We start from the raw sequence: 1,228 nt of genomic DNA, 5'->3' as shown, positions 1-1,228 counted from the left end.
CTGAAGTCCATGGTGGAGCACGGGGTGGATAAGATCGTCTTCTCCTCCACCGCCGCCACCTACGGCGAGCCCGAGCGGGTGCCCATCCTGGAGGACGACAAGACCGTCCCCACCAACTGCTACGGCCAGACCAAGCTGGCCATGGAGCACATGATGGGCTGGGTGTCCAAGGCCCACGGCCTTCGGTATGTGGCTCTGCGGTACTTCAACGCCTGCGGCGCCCACCCCTCCGGGGCCATCGGCGAGGCCCACAACCCGGAGACCCACCTCATCCCCATCATCCTCCAGGTGCCCCTGGGACAGCGGGAGGCGGTGTCCATCTTCGGTGACGACTACCCCACCAAGGACGGCACCTGCATCCGGGACTATATCCACGTCACCGACCTGGCCCAGGCCCACATCCTGGCCCTGGACTACCTGCTCAATGGCGGGGACAACAACGTGTTCAACCTGGGCAACGGCGTGGGCTTCACGGTGAAGGAAGTGGTGGACGTGGCCCGGGCGGTCACCGGCCACCCCATCCCGGCCAAGATTGCCCCCCGCCGGGCGGGCGACCCGGCCCAGCTCATCGCCTCCTCCGAGAAGGCCATCCAGGTGCTGGGCTGGAAGCCCAAGTACAACGACCTGAACACCATCGTGGCCTCCGCCTGGGCCTGGCACAAGAGCCACCCCCACGGCTTTGAGGAGGGATGAGCATGGAACGGGATCAGGCCATTGCCAAGCTGATCTCCTACGCCCTGGACAAGGAGCTGATTCAGCCGGAGGAGAAGATCTGGGCGGTGAACGCTCTGCTGGAGACCCTGGAACTGGACGGCTGCACCCTGCCGGAATCCGCCTCCTGCGGCGAGGAGGAGCTGCCCCAGGTGCTGGACGCCCTGCTGGACGACGCCTATGCCCGGGGGGTGCTCAAGGAGAACTCCATCGTCTACCGGGACCTGTTCGACACCAAGCTGATGGGGGCGCTCACCCCCCGGCCCGCCCAAGTCATCGGGAAGTTCCAGGCCCTGCGGGAGCAGGACCCGAAGAAGGCCACAGACTGGTACTACCGGTTCAGCCAGGACACCAACTATATCCGCCGGGACCGCATCGCCAAGGACGTGCAGTGGAAGACGGAGACGGAGTACGGGGAGCTGGACATCACCATCAACCTGTCCAAGCCGGAGAAGGACCCCAAGGCCATCGCCGCCGCCCGGAACCTGCCCGCCTCCAACTACCCCCGGTGCCAGCT

At 66.0% G+C, this 1,228-nt stretch carries 1 protein-coding gene and 1 pseudogene; both read left to right on the top strand.

Annotation, left to right across the window (positions count from 1 at the left end; all coding sequences use genetic code 11):
• Positions 1 to 693: UDP-glucose 4-epimerase GalE (gene galE, locus B5F19_RS16770; protein WP_087292910.1), on the top strand; the 693-nt coding region annotated here is incomplete at its 5' end.
• Between the two features lie 2 nt (positions 694 to 695).
• Positions 696 to 1,228, top strand: a pseudogene (locus B5F19_RS16765) (galactose-1-phosphate uridylyltransferase); the annotation flags it as partial.

Source organism: Pseudoflavonifractor sp. An184, assembly GCF_002160305.1.
In the GTDB taxonomy this organism is placed as follows: Bacteria; Bacillota; Clostridia; order Oscillospirales; family Oscillospiraceae; genus Lawsonibacter; species Lawsonibacter pullicola.
Note: the sequence above shows the minus strand (reverse complement) of the source record. Positions and strands in the feature narration are given on the sequence as shown.